This window comes from Undibacterium sp. Xuan67W (genome assembly GCF_049340165.1).
Lineage (GTDB): Bacteria > Pseudomonadota > Gammaproteobacteria > Burkholderiales > Burkholderiaceae_D > Undibacterium.
The window spans coordinates 279151-297427 of the sequence record NZ_JBMPPN010000004.1 but is presented as its reverse complement, the minus strand read 5'-3'; the positions used below and the strand labels follow the sequence as shown (position 1 = coordinate 297427).

At 50.4% G+C, this 18277-nt stretch carries 15 protein-coding genes and 1 tRNA gene; 8 read left to right on the top strand and 8 right to left on the bottom strand.

The window, feature by feature from the left end:
- The first annotated feature begins 23 nt into the window (after positions 1–23).
- Positions 24–944, top strand: coding sequence for an ABC transporter permease (locus tag ACO0LE_RS05845; protein ID WP_422959503.1), 921 nt, complete (start codon positions 24–26; stop codon positions 942–944).
- Between the two features lie 97 nt (positions 945–1041).
- Positions 1042–2178: a BMP family ABC transporter substrate-binding protein gene (locus tag ACO0LE_RS05840; protein ID WP_422959480.1), complete on the top strand. Its 1137-nt coding sequence runs from the start codon at positions 1042–1044 to the stop codon at positions 2176–2178.
- A 126-nt stretch (positions 2179–2304) separates the two neighbouring features.
- Here the strand turns inward: ACO0LE_RS05840 and ACO0LE_RS05835 are convergent, their stop codons facing one another.
- The 6 genes from ACO0LE_RS05835 to ACO0LE_RS05810 form a co-directional block, all read right to left on the bottom strand.
- Positions 2305–3387, bottom strand: a complete 1083-nt coding sequence (locus ACO0LE_RS05835) for a calcium:proton antiporter (RefSeq protein WP_422959479.1) — start codon at positions 3385–3387, stop codon at positions 2305–2307.
- Between the two features lie 77 nt (positions 3388–3464).
- Positions 3465–3854, bottom strand: a complete 390-nt coding sequence (locus ACO0LE_RS05830) for a VOC family protein (RefSeq protein WP_422959478.1) — start codon at positions 3852–3854, stop codon at positions 3465–3467.
- A 280-nt stretch (positions 3855–4134) separates the two neighbouring features.
- Positions 4135–4794, bottom strand: a complete 660-nt coding sequence (locus ACO0LE_RS05825) for a CPBP family intramembrane glutamic endopeptidase (protein WP_422959477.1) — start codon at positions 4792–4794, stop codon at positions 4135–4137.
- Positions 4795–4929: 135 nt separating this feature from the next.
- Entirely contained in the window at positions 4930–5478 is a 549-nt protein-coding gene (locus ACO0LE_RS05820; RefSeq protein ID WP_422959476.1) for a c-type cytochrome, read from the bottom strand.
- A gap of 351 nt (positions 5479–5829) precedes the next feature.
- Positions 5830–6378 (bottom strand): DUF1566 domain-containing protein, encoded by a 549-nt coding sequence (locus ACO0LE_RS05815; protein WP_422959475.1) that lies wholly within the window; start codon positions 6376–6378, stop codon positions 5830–5832.
- A 652-nt stretch (positions 6379–7030) separates the two neighbouring features.
- Positions 7031–7552 carry a hypothetical protein gene (locus ACO0LE_RS05810; protein ID WP_422959474.1) on the bottom strand — a complete coding sequence of 174 codons (522 nt, stop codon included), beginning with the start codon at positions 7550–7552 and terminating at the stop codon, positions 7031–7033.
- A gap of 487 nt (positions 7553–8039) precedes the next feature.
- Between ACO0LE_RS05810 and ACO0LE_RS05805 the strand changes: the two genes are divergently transcribed.
- The 3 genes from ACO0LE_RS05805 to ACO0LE_RS05795 all read left to right on the top strand — a co-directional run bounded on the left by ACO0LE_RS05805 (position 8040) and on the right by ACO0LE_RS05795 (position 12087).
- Positions 8040–8114 (top strand) — tRNA-Arg (locus ACO0LE_RS05805).
- A 172-nt stretch (positions 8115–8286) separates the two neighbouring features.
- A complete protein-coding gene (locus tag ACO0LE_RS05800) occupies positions 8287–11064 on the top strand; it encodes a M16 family metallopeptidase (RefSeq protein WP_422959473.1) in 2778 nt (925 codons plus the stop codon).
- Between the two features lie 240 nt (positions 11065–11304).
- Positions 11305–12087 (top strand): substrate-binding periplasmic protein, encoded by a 783-nt coding sequence (locus ACO0LE_RS05795; protein ID WP_422959472.1) that lies wholly within the window; start codon positions 11305–11307, stop codon positions 12085–12087.
- 120 nt (positions 12088–12207) lie between these two features.
- On the opposite strand, the gene dinB is transcribed toward ACO0LE_RS05795, so the two are convergent.
- Positions 12208–13311, bottom strand: coding sequence for a DNA polymerase IV (dinB, locus tag ACO0LE_RS05790; RefSeq protein ID WP_422959502.1), 1104 nt, complete (start codon positions 13309–13311; stop codon positions 12208–12210).
- Between the two features lie 153 nt (positions 13312–13464).
- Positions 13465–13779, bottom strand: a complete 315-nt coding sequence (locus ACO0LE_RS05785; protein ID WP_422959471.1) for a hypothetical protein — start codon at positions 13777–13779, stop codon at positions 13465–13467.
- Between the two features lie 290 nt (positions 13780–14069).
- On the opposite strand from ACO0LE_RS05785, the gene ACO0LE_RS05780 reads away from it, so the two are divergent.
- From ACO0LE_RS05780 to ACO0LE_RS05770, 3 genes are all read left to right on the top strand, one after another.
- Complete coding sequence (locus ACO0LE_RS05780) at positions 14070–14525, top strand: thioredoxin family protein (protein ID WP_422959470.1); 456 nt, start codon at positions 14070–14072, stop codon at positions 14523–14525.
- 12 nt (positions 14526–14537) lie between these two features.
- Positions 14538–17306, top strand: coding sequence for a PAS domain-containing protein (locus ACO0LE_RS05775; protein WP_422959469.1), 2769 nt, complete (start codon positions 14538–14540; stop codon positions 17304–17306).
- Between the two features lie 211 nt (positions 17307–17517).
- The gene (locus ACO0LE_RS05770) at positions 17518–18273 is read left to right on the top strand and encodes a PEP-CTERM sorting domain-containing protein (RefSeq protein WP_422959468.1); all 756 of its coding nucleotides are present in this window, start codon (positions 17518–17520) and stop codon (positions 18271–18273) included.
- The last annotated feature ends 4 nt before the right edge of the window (positions 18274–18277 follow it).

Here is an 18277-nt window from a genome sequence, read left to right as displayed (position 1 = left end):
ATAGAGATCAAATAGAGGTAAGGATGGAAAATTTTGCTGCACTGATTGCTGCGTCAATCAACTCGGGAACACCGCTCTTAATCGCTGCACTGGGCTTGCTGATCAATGAGCGAGCCGGTGTCTTAAATCTGGGAGCCGAAGGCATGATGCTGGTCTCTGCCATCGTTGGCTTTGCAGTAGGTTATCAGACTCATAGTCCGTTACTCGGATTTGTCGCGGGTGCCATTGCTGGCATGGTGATGGCAAGTCTGTTTGCCTGGCTGGCGCTGATGCTGGCAACAAACCAGGTAGCAACAGGACTAGCTTTGTCGATTTTCGGTGCTGGCCTGTCGGCCTTCATCGGGCAGTCTTTTGTCGGAATGTCGATTACCAATCAGGTTACGCCTTTGCCTTACTTGTCGGAACTACCTTTCGTTGGCGTAGCTTTTTTCAGTCATCACTGGATGGTGTATTTCAGCTTCGGCTTATGCGTTGCGATTACCTGGTTCTTATATCGAAGTCGTGCCGGCCTGATCTTGCGCTCTATCGGTGAATCACCGGAGTCGGCTCATGCGCTCGGCTATCCGGTACGTACATTACGCTTCGCTGCGCTGCTATTTGGCGGTGCATGTTGCGGCCTTGCTGGTGCATATTTGTCGCTGGTCTACACGCCCATGTGGGTGGAAGGTCTGGTTGCCGGTCGCGGCTGGATCGCACTGGCGCTGACAACCTTTGCGACCTGGCGTCCGGCACGGGTCTTGCTCGGTGCTTTACTGTTTGGTAGTGTCACGATTTTGCAATTTCATTTTCAGGCGATCGGGATCGCCATCCCTTCGCAAATTTTATCGATGCTGCCTTACCTTGCAACGATTGTGGTGCTGGTGCTGATCTCGCGTAATCCTGACTGGATACGCTTGAACATGCCCGCCTCCCTAGGTAAACCATTTCGTCCAGGATCTGCATAATCCCTATTTTGAATTATCCTGTTATTTTTCATTTTTTAATTTGTCGTTCACCTCATGTTATTCATGTCATTCACTTCACTAAGCAAGGAAAGCATCCATGAAATTTACACGTAGACATACACTGGCAGCCGCCTTGTCTGTGGCTATTCTGAGCCTGTTTGGCTGCAGCAAAAAGGACGAAGTCGCCTCCGTTGCATCTGCGCCGGCACCTGCCGCAGAAGCCAAAGCCGAACCCTTAAAAGTCGCCTTCGTCTATGTCGGTCCGGTTGGCGATGCAGGCTGGACTTTTGCACATGATGCAGGACGCAAAGCGGTTGATGCCAAATTTGGTGACAAAGTTAAAACCAGCTTTGTTGAAAGCATCCCGGAGAGCGCAGCCGATGCTGAACGTGTATTCCGTGATCTCGCAAGCCAGGGGAATAAGCTCATCTTCGGCACGACCTTTGGCTATATGGAAGCGATGCTGAAAGTCGCTAAAGATTTTCCTGATGTGAAGTTTGAACATGCAACTGGTTTTAAGACCGCCGATAATATGGCACAGTACGACGTCCGTACGTATGAAGGTGCGTATCTGGCAGGTGTAGTCGCAGGGAAATTGAGCAAGTCCGGTAAGCTCGGCGTCGTAGGGTCATTACCAATTCCTGAAGTTTTGCGAAATATCAATTCCTTCACGCTGGGTGCACGCTCGGTCAATCCCAAAGCGACAACCAAAGTCGTCTGGGTGAATAAGTGGTTTGATCCGGGCAAAGAACGTGAAGCGGCGATCACTCTGATCGGCCAGGGTGTTGATGTATTGATGCAAAATACCGACTCCGCCGCCGTCGTACAGACCGCTCAGGAAAAAGGTGTAATGGCATTCGGCTGGGACAGCGATATGACGAAATTCGGTGAAAAAGCGCATCAGGCGGCGTCGGTCATTGACTGGGGCGTGTATTACACCAAGCGGGTCGGTGACGTACTAGAAGGCAAGTGGAAAACCGATACAACCTGGTGGGGTCTGAAAGAGAACATGATCGACCTGAAAAACTTCAACGCGACTTTATCTGACGAAGTAAAAAAACTCGTCGCAGATAAACGTCAGGGCGTCATCGATGGCAGCGCGCCAATCTGGAAAGGTCCTGTTAAAGACAATACTGGCAAAGAAGTATTGGGCAAAGATGCGGTCGGTGACGACAAATTCCTGCATGATGTTAATTATTATGTAGAAGGTGTTGAAGGCAAGGTACCGGGTTAAATCTCTGGGATCTGTTGATCACTACGGCATCACATAAAAAATGACTGAAAAAAGGCTGACACATATGTCAGCCTTTTTTGTCCATGAACTGATTTGAATTAATTAATGCAATTATTAAGGGAAACGTTACGGCACGATCGTGGTGAACAGATATACCGCAAAGATCACCAGATGAATGGTTCCCTGCATGATCGTGGTCCTGCCGGTGCCGAGCGAGATCGTCGTAATCATCAGTGACAACAGCAGCAGCACGGTAGATTTTGCATCGATACCAAGAGACAAAGACCATCCCGTTACCAGCGAAATCACGGCAACCACGGGAATCGTTAATCCAATACTGGCGAGCGCCGAACCCAAGGCCAGATTAATACTGGTCTGCAGGCGATTCGCCCGCGCCGCCCGAAAGGCCGCGACGCCTTCCGGCAACAACACCACCATCGCAATGATGATCCCCACCAGCGCTTTCGGTGCGCCTGCCGCAGCTACGGCGTGCTCCAGCGTCGGCGCCAGTGCCTTCGCCAGCAGAACCACAGCACCGAGGCACAGCAACAGAAGTACCGTACTCATCCAAGCCATCTTATTCGACGGCAAAGGCGCGTGGACGTCCTCATCACTAACCGCGACTTCCGGTAAAAAATAATCGCGGTGACGTACGGTTTGCACCAACACAAAGGTACCGTACAACACCAGAGAAATCACGGCAATAAACGCTAACTGGCTAGGGCTGTAATAAGGACCAGCGATGGTCGACGTGAAGTTCGGCAATACCAATGTCAGGATAGCCAGCGCAGCCAAGGTTGCCAGTGAAGTACTCGCCCCTTGCAAGCCAAAACTCTGTTCCCTATGCAAGCTGGCACCTGCCAGCAGACACAGACCGATAATGCCGTTCAGGATCACCATGATCGCAGCAAATACCGTGTCGCGCGCCAGACCGGCGGTCACTTCGCCACCGGCGAGCATCAGCGACACAATCAAAGCGACTTCGATCAGCGTCACTGCCAATGCCAGTAATAAGGTACCGAAGGGTTCGCTGATTCTGTGCGCAACCACCTCGGCATGATAGACCGCCGTCAGTACTCCGCCGAATAAAGCCAGTGTCAAAAAAATCGCATAAAACGCGCCAAGATCCAGCAAGCTGCCCGCCAAAAATAACCAGGCAGCAACCGGTATCGCGATTGACCAGAGAGGCAAATTGGGAGGAATTTTCATGCGTGATCCTTACATAACTTACATAAGATGAATGGCAGCTGTTGGACATCATGTGATTTCACAATGAAGAACAGACTCTAAGCAGAAGCATACAGTTCCAGAGGCAAGCCGTCAGGATCGGTAAAGAATACAAACTCGCGTTTGGTGTACTCATCCGTCCTGATGGCTTCGACTACGATACCCAGATGTTCAAGCCGGGCTTTCCAGTCATGAACACTATCGACCTCAAACGCCAGGTGCCGTAAGCCCTGCGCCTCGGGATAAGATGGTCGCGGTGGCGCATCGGGGAAAGAAAACAATTCAAGCTGAGACCCGTCCGGCAAGGCCAGATCCAGCTTATAAGAATCCCGTTCTATGCGGTAGTGCTCTGCCAGCACGGATAAGCCCAGAATATCGGTATAAAAATATTTCGACCGCTGATAGTCAGCACAAATCAGGGCAACGTGATGGATGCGTTTAAGGATCATGGGCTTCACCGCTTATGATGAGGACTTACACAAAACGATAATTACCTATCTATCGCTATATAAATTGAAACCGTATATAGCATGCGGCTTCCAGAGGCATTTCGTGCCAGCAGGCGCATGCTGCTTGCGGGTTCAGTTTGATTCTGATATCTCACGAAACTACTTACTCCTGTTTTTCTCCGTGTTTCTGTGTTTCTGTGGTGAGAGGTTTTAGTTTTTGCACAAACCCTAATAATCATAAAATCAGAATACGATCAGAACAGGAACGCGATTCTGTTTTTTACAAAAAGGGCAGTATGTCACCCAGCATGTGCGCCACAACCGTAGGCCATAGCAATCGCGTCCTGAGATAAAACAAGCTGACCACCAGACCAAATCCGACCACCGACATCACACCGAGCGGCCCCTGATAGATGTGATACAACAAGCGCACCAGCAGACTCAGGCCAATCGCAAATGAGCGGCTATAGGTGCTGAACCCACGCACCAGATAGCCAAGTAAAAACACTTCTTCATACGTACCGTTCACCAGCGCTACCGCAAAAATATACGGCAAGGTCGGTGTCGACTGCCTCATGATCTCAGTAATCGGCTGCGTTGTATGACCCGCACTAAATGGCATCACGGCCATCCAGCTCGCCAGCACCGTGACGAAGTACAGCCCCATCCCCATCATCGTTCCCTCAATCGAGGGCACGGGCAATAGCATCGACAAAGGATACGAGCGGCTGCGCAAAACCAGCAAAGCAACTGCCGCCATACTCAATTCCATCAGGATCAGATACACAAAGCTGGCGTCCGAAAATCCACCACCGCTGCTGCGCTCCTGAACATCAATACCTGCCGCCGCAACCGAGGAGTAAATAAACCACCCAAAACAAATCGTGATAATGCTGGCGGCTTCAAACAAATTCGGGACAGGTTTATGTTGGCTGCTCACAAATAGATCAATCAGAGTTGTAGAGGACTAAGGGAAAATAAGGTTAAGGAATGGACGACTTGATTTTAACTTAACATTTAGGGAAATAAAAAAGCCAGTCAAACGACTGGCTTTTTTGATCAAGCTAGCGACGAATTACTTCGCAGATGCCTCAGCAGATGCTGCTGCCGGAGCCGCTTTCACTTCTGGCTCTTTAAATTTTGCACCACCGGCATTCGCCATGTGAACAACCGCACGGGCAACTTCAACATCGTCCAGATCTGGGTTACCACCTTTAGCTGGCATCGCGCGGATACCCAGGATCGCATGTTCCACCACTTTGTCGTAGCCCTGTGCAATACGGGCAGACCAGGCACCTGCATCACCGAACTTAGGCGCACCCGCCGCACCAGAATCATGACAAGCAGAGCAAATCGCTTTGTACACGGCTTCACCAGATTGCAATTGCTTAGGACCGCTAGCGTCTTTGAATGTGAAACCGTCATCAGCTACCGGATGAATACGGGCAGCAATCGCCTCAGGTGTCAGTGCATCAGAGCCTGCGCCCACTTTGCTGTCACTGGAAACAAACTTCACCAGCAAAACGATGATAATGATCGGAACGATAAAACCTGCCGCAATCGCAACGATAAGTTGTTTTGGGGTCTTGATCGCTGATTCGTGGTCGTCGTGTGCGTTGCTCATGGTGTCCTCATTGCAATTTATAGTAACTGGCTGCAGGCTGAAAAGATTGCTTATTCAGCCTATCAAACCTGTGATTATAGAGGCAAAGCGTGCCGTTTGGAACGAAAAACCCACGCTTTCACCACAAGAATGACGTGACAATCGCCGAAATTCCGACAATTTTCGGGCGTTTGCCAGAAAGCGCGCAGCTATTATGGGGTAACACGCTGTACTGTTTTGCGCTAGCTAAATGCAATTCATGCCACTTTGTGTTGTTCACTACGGGAATGAGAGTGCTAGATATTTTCATACTTGGCTTAACGTTGTAGCCATATACCGCAATGGGTACGGTTAAGCGACGAGCTACGTCCGTTACTTTGAGCCAGCGGCTGGCGCTGTATCCCTGACGAGCAATAGGTGGCCCACCTGCTCGTTGGATGTATCGATCGGCCGATCAGCGAAACAACCATCGACGGCGAGCGCACGGTCACCTCGCTGAGTCCGCGTTGTGGAAATGTATAAGCGAGGCAGCAGACCCGGAAATACCACAGGCCGGAGTTGTGGTGGGTCTAGTGGCGGGCATGCTCCCTTGATTACCGAGAGAAGCTCATCAGCGGATGGCAACCGCCACCCGTCAAGGCTACTTTGTAGCTCTGCCAGCGCTTGTCGCTGCGTCAGCCATTTTGGCGTCCCCGCGCAGGACTGCAGATCGCGATCCCAAGTTTGTCCATAGTTGCAGCGCGCCCATGTTTTTCCCGTGCGTCTGTCGAGCGCCAGATCATTTGCGAGAACGAAGTTTTCACCGTGGAACCTCCAGTCACTTCCCGATGGTACTAGGACCGGGATTGATGGGCGAGAGGTTTGGGCATGCGCGTCTTGAGCGATAGCTGCTAGGAATAACAACGAAATGATGAGCCGCATAGAGATAGAGATACCTAACGCTGGAGTTTAGCTGCAGCCAAGGCTGTCCGCTGGAATGATGGAATGGACTCCTGCGCCTGGTTAGAGATCAATCTTGTGTACAAGCGGAATCCTATCCAGCCACATCGTTGCACGAGATCCACAGTCCCAGTCGCAGCGGTCATCTGTTGATGCCAATCGCACTGAAGCTGTGTTCCCCTCGAATGAGATGATGACTTTGCAGCCCGGAGGGTCATCCGGCTTCTGCGGTAGCACCAGGTTGCCGCGCACCCAACTCGCAACTCCTTTTGCGTGACAGGAATGATCGTTTTCGCCGCGCGTCCAAATCTCCACCCGTGCCGTCGTTGACGAGATCCGCCTGATGTCAATGGATTCGGTGGTCGTGAACTGGCCGCAGTTGGGGTCAGGATCATCTGTGCAGTCCATGGAATAGTCGTGATTCGGGACATCCTGAGCGTATCGCTCGAAAGAGCTCGGTCGCGCTGAATCGGCTATCGCAACGTGTCCAAGCAACATCAATCCTATGAGCGAGGTCCTCCGCATTTTCGTCACAGCAGTCATGATCCCTAACGCCTAGATTAAGCCGAGCTGCGAAGCGGCTTCGGCTTGAATGAATTGTTAGGAGCCACCAAGGCTGCGGATTGCTTGGCAATCATGTGGTCAGGTAATTGCAAGGTTGGAGTGGCAAAATTAGCGCTGGCAGTTGTTCAAGAACCGGACTCCCATCAGCGTTTAGCGCACGCCCGCCTCGCACGTCAAAACCAATCATGATCTCGCGAGCGAATAACGAGAGATGGTGGATGTGGTTTGTGATCGGGCTTATATCGGCCGCAGTAACGAGTGTAGGTAGCTGCGTTTTTCCGTTATTTGGCATAGGAGGAATAAGAACTGCCTGCGCCAGATAAGGGCCATGGGTGTCTGCCGTAGCGTATATGCCGTGTACAAAGTGGTTCCGATGTTCACGCGCAACCGCGTATGCATCAATCAAGCACTCTAGGTATTGCCGCCCCGGGGCTTGCCATCTTGGCAAGGTGTCATTTTTAAGCTCGTCCTCAATCGACTTCGCCGTGCGTTTGGAAAGTTTTAGGTGAGCCGGATCATCCATCGAGTCTCCGGCAACATCCTTACGCAGGATCTGTCGAGCACACCGCTCAGCATAATTCCACCGGATCACGAGATATCCGATGCAAGTGAGAATTTCTTCCTCGCGCTTTGAGAGCAAATTGTCAACTGACATGTGGCGCCTAACGTGATTTAATTTTCATTTTGCAAAATTAACCAGCAACAAAAAAAGGGATCGTCAGTTTCTTTCCCCTTGAAACCCTTATGGTTCCTAGTTCAAATCGGTTAACCCTTAAAAATATTGGCGATAACCAAATCGTGAAAAAGTGCGTAACGTAGAGACATTATTTTATCAGTGAAATTAACAAAATCGCATTTTTTTGACCGACAGCTAACGTCCCAAGCTTGGCGTTAAAAAATTGCCTGTGTTGCGATGAAATCGACATTATCTCGTGCATCGACGGGGAAACTGGTTTTGAATAGCGCAAAAAATAACAAAAAGATTGATTAGTCGCTGCTCAAACAAAGATTTAGTCCATTTTCTACCAACACAGTAGAACCCAAACGGCTACAATGGCGGTCTGCAAATATTTGCGCATGTGACCGTCTTCCAACGGATAGGATGCTAGCCTCCGAAGCTGGCGATACAGGTTCGATTCCTGTCGGTCGCACCAAATTCCCCTTACCTCGTCTTATCCCCCCCAACTTCTGCCCTTGTCACGCTCTGTGCACGAGGCGCTTAGCACGTCATCTGTATCATCAAAGTCGTAACGACAAATTATTTTGTCTATCAGCTAATATCCAAGTCTGACTCTTTATCGACCTTCTACATAGGCCAGACTTCATATGACATCGTCACGTTTGCAGCTATCTACCCTGAGCTTGTCCATCGCAATCGCTTTTATGAGCGCCAGTCCGGCGACCTGGGCGGCCGGGGTCGCCGCCCCCACGGCGGCTAAAGCGGCCAATACTGCCAGCGTGCCGGCAGGTATGAGCTTTGTGCGGGATGTTGAAGGTATTAAGGAATACCTGTTACCGAATGGCTTGCGCGTGTTGCTGGTGCCGGATGCGAGTAAGCCGACTACCACGGTGAACATCACTTATCGTGTCGGCTCACGACATGAAAATTATGGTGAAACAGGGATGGCGCATTTGCTGGAACATCTGATGTTCAAGGGAAGCAAAGCACATCCGCGTTTGTGGGAGGAGATGTCGCAGCGTGGCGTTAACTTTAATGGTACGACCTGGCTAGACCGCACCAATTATTACGAAACGTTTGCCGCGAAACCCGAGACTCTGGCATGGGCCATTGCGATGGAAGCGGATCGTATGGTGAATTCGCGTATTTCGGGGGAGGATCTGAAAACGGAATTTTCTGTCGTGCGTAATGAGATGGAAAAAAACGAAAATTCGCCGACTTCCGTATTGATGCAGCGCGTTATGTCAGCCGCGCATCAGTGGCACAACTATGGCAAAGACACGATAGGTGCACGCAGCGACGTAGAGAATGTCAACATCCCGCATCTGCAAGCCTTCTGGCGTAAATACTACCAGCCGGACAACGCAATCCTGATTGTCTCCGGTGCGTTTGATCACCAGGCTACGCTGAAATTAATCAGCCAGCATTTCGGCAAAATCCCGAAACCCAAGCGCGTCATCGAGCCGACCTACACGTTGGATCCGGCACAAGATGGGGAACGCGATGTCGTCGTACGCCGTGTAGGTGAGTCGCCATCCGTGATGGCGCTGTACCACACAATGCCTGCCGCTCATCCTGATTATGCAGCGACCGAAGCGCTGGCAGTAATCTTGGGCGATTCGCCCAACGGGCGTTTATACAAAGCGCTGGTCGAGAGTAAAAAAGCCGCCGACGTATTCCCATGGGCAGCCAATCTCGAAGAGCCGGGATTCATGCTGCTGGGAGCGAATTTACGTAGTGAACAGGATCTCGATGAAGCGAAAAAAATCCTGATCAATACGGTTGAAGGATTTGCCAGAGAGCCGGTCACCGCTGATGAATTAAAGCGCGCCAAAGCGAATCTGGAAAACAATCTTGCACAGGTATTTAACGATCCTGAAAAATTTGCCGTCTCGCTGTCCGACAGCATTGGGAATGGCGACTGGCGCTTGTTCTTTTTATTCCGCGACCGCATGCGCGCGTTAACGCTGGACGATGTGCAACGCGTGGCGACAACCTGGCTCAAATCAAGCAACCGCACCACGGGTCGCTTCATTCCCGAAGCCCAGCCAGTACGTGCGCCCGCACCCGCCAAGGTCGCATTGCAAGAGCAAATCAACACCTTCAAACCTGGTGTCGCAATGGCGCAGGCAGAGAACTTTGTCACGACGCCGGAGAATATCGATAAGCGCACCCAGACCGGCGCCCTGAGCAATGGCTTGAAATACGCCTTGCTGCCGAAAACCACACGCGGCAACACCGTGGTTCTGACGATGGAAATCAATCTCGGTGATGAAGTCAGTCTAAAAGGCAAAGCGAATGATGCCGGACTTGCGGCAGCCATGCTGAGCCGCGGCACCGAGAGCTTAAGCCATCAGCAGTTCTCAGAACAGCTCGACCAGCTCAAAGCCAAGCTGCAAATTTCTGGATCGGCGAGTTCCGCCAGCATCACTCTGGAAACGACACGGGAAAATCTGACCCGCGCCCTCGAACTGGTACGCGATGCCTTGCGCAAACCTGCTTTTGGCGAGGCGGAATTTACTCAGCTGATCACGGCACAGTTAGCCCAGCTGGAAGAATCACGTAAAGATCCGCAAGCCATTGCGATCGATATGGCACGCAAGGCAACCAACACCTGGCCTGCCGATGATGCGCGCTACTACCGCAGTACCGATGAAAAAATCGCACAGCTCAAGGCCGCAAAATTAGCGGATGCTAAAGCGTTCTGGCAAGCGTTTTACGGTGCGAATAATGCACAGCTTGCGGTGGTTGGTGACTTCGATGCGAGCGCAATCAAAACCCAGCTTCAACGCGATTTTGGTGACTGGCAAGCCCGGCAAAAATTTACCCGCCTGGCGAAACCTTTTGTGGCAGTGAAACCGGCGGCCTTGAGCCAGATCACGCCGGATAAGGCAAATGCGTTTTTCTTCGGTACGCTGAACCTCCCTGTCAGTGATCAGCATCCTGATTATGCGGCACTCACGCTGGGAAATTATCTGCTCGGCGGTAGTGCGAATTCACGCATACTGGATCGTATCCGTCAAAAAGACGGGATCAGTTATGGCGGCGGCTCGTTCTTCAATGCATCGTCCATTGATGAAGCCGCCAGCTTCACTGCTGGTGCGATTTTCGCGCCACAAAACCGCGCTAAACTCGAAGCGGGCTTCCGCGAAGAAATCGCCCGCGTACTGAAAGACGGTTTTACCCCGGTGGAACTGGCAGAGGGTAAAAAGAGCCTGATCCAGCAATCGCAGCTAGGTCGCAGTCAGGACTCAGGACTGGCGCAAGAACTGGTGCAGAACCTCTACCTCGGCCGCACCATGCAATTCGATGCGGCGCTGGAGAAAAAAATCATGGCGCTGACTAATGCCGATGTTAAAGCAGCCATGAATAAATATGTTGCCTACGACAAGATGCTGACGGTTTTTGCCGGTGATTTCAAATAACGCACTGAATTCACCGCAGACAATGCGATTCGCTTGGCGGATCGCATAAACGTCGCAAAAGTCCGGCAAAAATTACTTGGCCAGTCTGACGTGGTTTTCGGGCCGGTCGCCCAGAGTAGTCGAGAGGAGTTCAGGTCTGTTGATAATCACACATCCTGCAGGTGATGTGGGTGTCAACGACCCTGACGATAGCCAGGCAAATTACGCTACACTGCGCTATCGTTTTTATTTGATTCTTCCATGAAAAGCTGGGCGTTCTCTCTATTCATCGCCGTAACCGGAATAACAGCACTAACAACCGTATCGCAAGCAACCGCCGACGACACGGTGATGCGGCTGGCCAGTCTGGAATGGTCACCTTATGTCGGCTCACAGTTACGTGATGACGGTCTGACGGCATCGATTGTGAAAGTCGCTGCCCGCCAGATAGGTATCGATACAATAATCAGTTATGCGCCCTGGAGCCGCGCCGTACAATTCGGTGGCAATGACCCCGCCTATGCCGGATATTTTCCGGCTTTTTACACGAAAGAGCGAGAGAGTAGCTGTTATTTTTCGGGGATACTAGGTCATAGTGTTGTGGGCTTTGCTTACCTAAAAAAGCGACCGTTTGACTGGCTAAAATTGAGTGATTTACAAACGTACAAAATCGGTATCGTGCAAGATTATGCGAACGGAGAAGAGTTTGACGCGATGATCAAAAAAGGTTTACTGAAAACTGACACCGCACCTTCTGATGTCAGCAATTTGCGCAAACTGCTGGCACAAAGAATCGACGTGATCGTGATCGATAAAAACGTCTTGCGCCAGCTACTGGTCACCGAACCAGGCTTGCAAGCGAATCGGGATCAGATCGAGTTCCACCCTCAGGAACTGACAAACTTCTCGATGCATATCTGTTTTCAGCATACCGACCGTGGATTGGCGATGCGCAAAAGCTTTAATGCGGCGCTAGAAAAAGTCGATATCAAAAAATTTGAGAATACCTATTTTAAGCTGACAGACGCTGCTGGAAGTCGCTGATCGCGGTCCACCAAACATATACTCCCCTATTTTTTTGAAAAAATTCCCGTAACCCGCATTATTAGATTAGGGTATACGAATATACTATAGGGCAGTATTTATATTTATAGCTGTCTAGAATTACCAGCAATCATCCATGCTAAACAAGGGAATCTGCTCCGCCCTCAGCGCTGCATGCTTTGTACTCAGGCCGGCTCCCAGGCCAACACCCAGCCCTAACAAACGTACTGGCAAATTGCGGCGCAAGAATCCCGTTTCCATCAGTTGCCGGAACAGTTGATCGTTCAGTTCATGACTACGGCACTCGACGGTGGTTTGCCGGAAATCGCTGAAACGGATTTTGATGCTTAACTTTTGTATCGATTCTTCAGGCTGCACTCGCTGCACCCTGGCAACCAGCGACGCATACAGCAAAGGCAACTCTGCCATACAAGCCGCCAGATCGGGCAAATCGTTTGTATAGGTTTCTTCGACGCTGATGGATTTACGCTCTGAATGAGCGATCACTTCACGTCGGTCAATCCCGCGACATAGCATGTAGAGGCTATTGCCCAGCTTACCGAACTGTTGCACGAGGTCCTGCACAGACCAGGCACGCAGATCACGGCATTCTTGTATACCAAGCGCATGTAATTTGGCCGCGGTGACCTTGCCAACACCAAACAGACGAGCGACTGGCAAGGCAGCGACAAAGTCCTCAACCTGATCCGGCAAAATCACGAACAAACCGTCTGGCTTGTTCCAGTCACTGGCGATTTTGGCGAGGAACTTATTGCTGGCGACACCCGCTGATGCCGTGATGCCGACTGTCGCGGCAATGCGTGCGCGTATCTCTTGCGCAATCAGCGTGGCGCTGCCTTTGTGCTGGGTACACTCACTGACATCAAGATAAGCTTCATCAAGCGACAAAGGCTCAACCAGATCGGTGTAATCACGATAAATCGATAAGATAGCTTTGGAGGCGACGCGGTATTTTTCCATGGTCGGCGGTATGACCACCAGATCAGGGCAGCGGCGCAGCGCCAGCGAGGTTGGCATGGCAGAGCGGACACCGTAACGTCGCGCCTCATAATTGCAGGTAGCAACGACACCGCGCTGATCGGCACGACCACCGACTGCCAAGGGTTTATCACGCAAACGCGGATCATCCCGCATCTCGATGGCAGCGTAAAAGCAATCACAATCGCAGTGGATAATTTTTCGGGAAACAGGAGGCACGGTAATGACACGCTAGGCTGTGCGAGACAATCGATATTTTACTCTATCAACTGTATATATGATCAGTAAATACATTCATCATATTGCTTCGCAATACTGCTTAGTCATGTCGCTTAACATCGCGCCTCCCAACTGACCGTCCCAGAAAAACGTTCAGGCTTAGGAGAGCGACGCGAGATTGCTTTGTTTTGGTTTGAATTGCTGCGGACTAATACGGAACTTACTGCGTCTATCACCCATGAACGCACGTAAGTCTTTGATGCTGTAATCCGAGATCTCATGCATACGTATTAGCAAGGACGCACCAACGGACAAGCGGCGATGGCGGATTTTGCTGATCACTGGAGGTGCGACCTCGAGAGCTCGCGACAAAGCAGCGTCATTTTTGAAATGCAACTGGTGAATCAGGGTATCCAATAAGTTATCTGGATCGTAATGGAATTCTCTGGTTTGAAGCTCTGTTAGGTTGCTCATGATTCCCTCGGTTTCAATTGCTTGCTTACGCAAGTACTTCAGTAAAAGGCTGGGTCAAGGTCGCTAACATCGTTATGTTTAAGAAATACTTGACCATAGGTCACGTTATAGACAGCAATTGGCGACTACTCTGTGCGGTTCCCCACAGAGCGTAGCGACTCATGACAAATTCCGATAATTGCGTCATCATGTAAAAACTGGGCAAGAGCATCGCTCCGGTGTTTTTTCCACTCATCTATGCTGGCAGCCGGACAGGAGGGCTGCGAGCGCACCATGCAAAGAGAATCTTCATGAAACAATTGATCGCTATCTGCCTCAGCCTGTTTTTCACGGCAGCACTCGCCAATCCCGCCCAGCCTTATGATGAAGCTGCCGATGCTCAGGCAGAATTGAATAAGGCCTTATCAGCAGCGCAAGCCGCAAATAAAAAAGTCCTGGTGATTTTTGGTGCCAACTGGTGCAAAGATTGTCTGGAACTCGATAAGTCGATCAAAGGACAAAGTGCCACATTAATTGCCAGCAAATTTATTGTGGTCAAAGTTGATGTCGGGCAATTTGACCGCAATCTCGGCATCGCGAACCGCTACGAAAACCCCATCAAAAAAGGCATTCCCGCCGCTGTCGTATTAAAGCCGAATAACACCTTGCTGTATGCGACCAAAGCAGGTGAATTGTCGAACGCACGTAAGATGAGCGATCAGGGAATTTATGATTTCTTCAGTCAGGTTGCGAATCAGCATCCCTAAGCCTCTCTGATCATGCCATCCAAACTGCCAGATGCTGGCGCTACCGGTCCCAGCAACGCTGCAGGTCCGCTGGTGCAGCCTGGCGAGCGTGCCGCGGGCAGTAGCTTGCGCGCTTTGCTGGAGGCCATTGGCGATAGTTTATGGGACTGGAATCTGATCACCAACGAGACCTTTTTTTCTCGTAGTTATAAAAAAATTCTGGGATATGCTGAACATGAGATGGGTCTGCATATCGATGACTGGTTGTCTCATGTGCACCCGGATGATATTGGTCATGCTATGGAAGCCACCAGACGACATCTGGAAGGTCAAACACCCGACTACGAGGACGAGCACCGCATGCGGTGCCGTGATGGCAGCTGGAAATGGGTGCGTTCACGCGGTGCCGTTGTTGAACGTAATGCCGATGGGCAGCCGATCCGGATGTTGGGCCTGATTACCGACATCACGCAAAACCGTCAACTGACCGACCAGCTCAAAGAGAGTCATACGCTGCTATCGAATTTTTCACGCTACCTGCCGGGCGTGTTTTTTCAGTTTCAACGCTTCCCGGACGGACGCTTTTGCTTCCCTTATGCAAGCCAGGCTGTCGTTGATGTATTCGGCATCCAGCCCGAGCAATTACGTGAAGATGCGAGCGCGCTGTTCAGCAAAATTCATCCCGACGACCTGCCGGCAATGTTGAGCGGCGTCAAGATATCTGCAATGGAACTATCGCAATGGCATTATGAATACCGGGTCTTGCAAACTGATGGCACGGCACGTTGGTATGTGGGCAATGCAACACCGGAACGCATGATTGACGGTAGCATTTTGTGGCATGGTTTTTTAAGCGACATCACGGAACGCAAACAGGCAGAAGAGCGTGCATATAAAGCCGAACAGCAAATCCGCTTGATTTTAAAAGCCTCGAACCAAGGGTTGTACGACATCAACATTCTGACTGGCGAAGGTCAATACAGTCCCGAGTATGCCAGGATGCTGGGCTACGATGCTGATGAATTCGCCAACCAGCCGGAGTTTTGGAATAATTTTTGGAAATCAGGTATTCACCCAGATGACGTACCGCGTCTAAAGGCCGCTTTACGCAGCCATATTAAGGCCGAAGACGGTAGCGACTACCAGGCGGAATTCCGGCAAAAAACCAAATCTGACGAATGGATCTGGATCATGTCACGCGGCAGGATTGTCGAGCGCGATAGTCAAGGCAGAGCCGTGCGCATGCAAGGCACACACATTGACATCACCGAGCGCAAAGTAAGTGAAGAGATGTTGCGCGTCAATCAGGAATTGCTACAGGCAAGCAAAGATCGGTACAAACTATTGGCGAGGGAACTCGATATCCTGATTAATAATGCGCCGGTCGGGATTATGTTTGTCAGTGACGGCGTGATCATCCGCGCCAATAAAGTGCTGGCCGATTTATGTAGATTCGACGACGCACTGGCGATGATAGGAAAAAAAACGACATTCCTTTATGCAGACGAGAACGACTATCACGCCTTTGGCGCTCAGGTTATTCCACGTCTGCAATTGGACCAGCCGGTTGAAATCGAATGGCGTGTCAAGCGAATAACCGGCGAATCGTTTTTGGCTAGGATTGCCGGCCGCGCATTGCCTCCAGAAAATTACGTCCGTGGCACGGTCTGGATGATGGAGGACATCACCGACCAACGACGCACCATGGATGCCTTAAAACAGAGCGAGCAACGTTTACAACGCCTGATTAATTCCAGCCTTATCGGTATTGCGCAAGGTGGTGAGAACGGTCAACTAAACGATGTCAACGACGTCTTCGCCCAGCTTTGTGGGCATACCCGCGAACATTTGCTGAGCAGGAAACGAATCTGGGAATCACTTCTGTCGGAAGCAGACATCCTTGTATGCCGACACGCCTACGCCGAGTTGGTCAATGCAGGAACAACCGCGCCATTCGAGGTCACTCTGAAACATCCAAGCGGTCACGACATACCAGTTCTGGTCGGTCTTTGTCACTTAGAAAACTCCCTCAGCGAGTGGGTTGTTTTTGCCATGGATATCAGCGAACGCCATCGCATCAACCAATTGAAATCGGAATTCATCTCAGTAGTCAGCCATGAATTACGTACGCCCCTTACCTCGATACGTGGCTCCTTGGGCATACTTGACTCCGGCATCGCGGGTTCCCTGCCGGAGAAAGCGGGACAACTCATCAAAATCGCTCACAACAATAGCCTGAGATTGATCGATCTGGTCAACGATATCCTTGATATGGATAAGCTAGTTTCAGGAAAAATGCGATTTAAGTCCGAACCAGTCAATCTGACCAGTATGGTGGCAAGCGCGGTCGAGGCAAATCAAGCGTACGCAATAGCACTGAAAGTGAATCTGCGGTTTGTCGCAAATATTGAGTCTGCCTGGGTGTTAGCAGATCCCGACAGACTAATGCAGGTCATGGCAAACTTGCTGTCAAATGCTGCGAAATTTTCGCCAGAAGGTGAAATAGTCCATATCGAGATCACGGAGATCCGGCGCAACGATCAATCAGGCTATCGCATCACGGTCAGTGACAAAGGGCCAGGTATTCCACCCGAGTTCCAGAGCCATCTTTACGAGCCATTTACTCAGGCAGACGGCACCGACACCCGTCGTCAGGGCGGTACCGGCCTTGGTCTGCCAATTACCAAGACATTAGTCGAAAAAATGAATGGTCAATTGGGTTTTACGACCGGACCGGAATCTGGGACCCAGTTTTCGTGTGAGTTCTTTGCAGTACCAGCACCGATCAAATCAAATAAATAGTGACTTAACAGAGTAACTACCTCCATTTTAATTCAGCAATAAAGCCAACTTAGCAGGCTGTCGAGCTTTTTTACAAGAACTCATGTTGCATTGAAATAACATCTATAACCATATGATTTATAAAGAAATTATTTAATGGCACGGTGTTTGCTTATAAACCTGCGTTGTTGGTTTTTTCACATCATAATTTATAGTTAAAGGAATGGATATCATGAAGAAAACAGTATTAGCGTTAGGTCTGGCATTAATGACCGCAGGTAGCGCATATGCAACAGGCTTTACAAACGGTGGATTTGAGTCTGGTAACTTGTCTGGTTGGACTGGCGGCGGTGGCACTTGGACAGGCTCTCCAGCAGCACCTGCAAACCCGTCAATATTTAATGGTGGTCCTTCAAACAATACAATCATGACTGGTGGTGTTGATCCTATTACTGGTGCAAACCGTGTTTACTCAGGTAACTACTCTGTTCGCGCAAACGATAATATCAGTAACTATTCGGTTTCTACTTTGCGTCAGACAGTTACTAATTACACAGATAACGCTATTTACTTCGCATGGGATGCTGTGTTGCAAGGTTCACATGGGTTGACAGATTCTGACTACTTTTCTCTAACACTGACAGATGATACAACCCATACAACAATCGTTAACCGTGCCTACAGCTCTGCTGGTGCGATCGGTGGTGGTGCTTCTGGTGTAACTTGGACGAGCTTTGGTGGCTGGCTGTCAAGCGGTTGGATTGTTGAAAGTATTAACCTGGCTGATTTGAACGCCATTGGTCATGATTTCACACTGACTTTGTTAGCATCTGATTGCCCATACGGCGGTCATGCTGGCTATGTTTACCTTGACGGTTTCGGTGCACGCATTCCACCAACAGACGTTCCAGAACCAGGCAGCTTGGCATTGTTAGGCTTGGGCATCGCTGGTTTGGCATCTCTGCGCAAACGCAAAAACGCAGCATAATCAC

Excerpts from the sequence above, each read along its gene's own strand:
- ACO0LE_RS05845 (WP_422959503.1), top strand. The coding sequence starts at position 24 with ATGGAAAATTTTGCTGCACTGATTGCTGCGTCAATCAACTCGGGAACA.
- ACO0LE_RS05840 (WP_422959480.1), top strand. The coding sequence starts at position 1,042 with ATGAAATTTACACGTAGACATACACTGGCAGCCGCCTTGTCTGTGGCT.
- ACO0LE_RS05835 (WP_422959479.1), bottom strand. The coding sequence starts at position 3,387 with ATGAAAATTCCTCCCAATTTGCCTCTCTGGTCAATCGCGATACCGGTT.
- ACO0LE_RS05830 (WP_422959478.1), bottom strand. The coding sequence starts at position 3,854 with ATGATCCTTAAACGCATCCATCACGTTGCCCTGATTTGTGCTGACTAT.
- ACO0LE_RS05820 (WP_422959476.1), bottom strand. The coding sequence starts at position 5,478 with ATGAGCAACGCACACGACGACCACGAATCAGCGATCAAGACCCCAAAA.
- ACO0LE_RS05815 (WP_422959475.1), bottom strand. The coding sequence starts at position 6,378 with ATGCGGCTCATCATTTCGTTGTTATTCCTAGCAGCTATCGCTCAAGAC.
- ACO0LE_RS05800 (WP_422959473.1), top strand. The coding sequence starts at position 8,287 with ATGACATCGTCACGTTTGCAGCTATCTACCCTGAGCTTGTCCATCGCA.
- ACO0LE_RS05795 (WP_422959472.1), top strand. The coding sequence starts at position 11,305 with ATGAAAAGCTGGGCGTTCTCTCTATTCATCGCCGTAACCGGAATAACA.
- ACO0LE_RS05785 (WP_422959471.1), bottom strand. The coding sequence starts at position 13,779 with ATGAGCAACCTAACAGAGCTTCAAACCAGAGAATTCCATTACGATCCA.
- ACO0LE_RS05780 (WP_422959470.1), top strand. The coding sequence starts at position 14,070 with ATGAAACAATTGATCGCTATCTGCCTCAGCCTGTTTTTCACGGCAGCA.
- ACO0LE_RS05775 (WP_422959469.1), top strand. The coding sequence starts at position 14,538 with ATGCCATCCAAACTGCCAGATGCTGGCGCTACCGGTCCCAGCAACGCT.
- ACO0LE_RS05770 (WP_422959468.1), top strand. The coding sequence starts at position 17,518 with ATGAAGAAAACAGTATTAGCGTTAGGTCTGGCATTAATGACCGCAGGT.